Raw genomic sequence first — 1,176 nt, 5'->3', positions numbered from 1 at the left:
CTGAGCCAGAACCTGCGCTTCCAAGGCCAGTATTACGATGCAGAGACTGGGCTGCACTACAACCGCTTTAGGTACTATGATCCTGACTGTGGGCGGTTTGTGAGTCAGGATCCGATTGGCTTAGCCGGTGGTCTTCATCTTTATCAATACTCATCAAATCCGGTAGCTTGGATTGACCCACTTGGTTTATCTAGTCTTCCAGGAGGTGGCGTTATCGTTCTGGGCGAGGGGCAAAAAGCAATTAATGAAGTTGGCCGCATAACAGGATTTAGAACAATTGCCAATGATTGGCCATCAGATCTCCCTAATTTAAGTGGAAAACGATTCGGAACTCCTGAATGGAAAAAAGAGATGTGCCGAGCAATCAATTTCAATAAGCAATGGATACGAGATAGAGCTTCCGACGGCTATGGATTTATTTCAATTGGAGCTACTGGCAGCAACAGTCCATTTTACAAGGCAGAGCTGCAAGTATTATCTGAGCTGGGAATAAAAAACCCCTCAATAATTAAAGAGGTTGGGCCAAAATCCAATCGAGAATCCATAGCATCAATTCGGCAGCGTTGTGGCTGCAAAACAATAATGAAACCATGGAAGGATATAGATTGTGATTAAAAAAGAAATGATAATTTCCATAGGAATCGGATTAAGAGGCATTGAAAAAAAAAAATAAGAATCCTTGACGCCCTAGGTTTTCATGAATCAGAAGAAAAAAGGTATACGAATAATTTAATCGATAATTTTGAAATTTTCTTTTTCAATCATAATGATTGTTTTTTTTCAAAAGAAAAAGTCATACACATTAGCGTGACAATAAATGGAATTAATACAGAAGAAATTGACTCCATGATAAATAAGATTAATGAAATTGATCTCAATAAAGAAATTATTGAGTATCCAAATCAATTTGGCATTGAAATCGAAGACCCCGACAATAGGGTTTGGCAAATATTAATAATGAAAGATAATTTTTAATATTTTTTTGACAAAGAAAAGCTGTCAGCTTTGCGCCACTGGCGCAGTTGGTGGATGGACAAGCCCCAGAGGACACAACGGCCCCGTCAACCGCCACGCACAAAGCAGCCAACGACGCCACAGACGACGAAGACTGGAACCCACGCCAAGCCAAAGAAGCCTTCATGCAACGCATGCTCAGCCAGCAACGCCACATCCAGG

1 protein-coding gene is annotated in these 1,176 nt (G+C 40.9%); it reads left to right on the top strand.

What is annotated here, in order from left to right; genetic code table 11:
- On the top strand, nucleotides 1-615 hold a 615-nt coding region (locus E8K88_RS18230; RefSeq protein WP_205880130.1), incomplete at its 5' end, for an RHS repeat-associated core domain-containing protein.
- Nucleotides 616-1,176: the final 561 nt, after the last annotated feature.

The organism is Lampropedia aestuarii (genome assembly GCF_004803635.1).
GTDB lineage: Bacteria > Pseudomonadota > Gammaproteobacteria > Burkholderiales > Burkholderiaceae_C > Lampropedia > Lampropedia aestuarii.
Note: the sequence above shows the minus strand (reverse complement) of the source record. Positions and strands in the feature narration are given on the sequence as shown.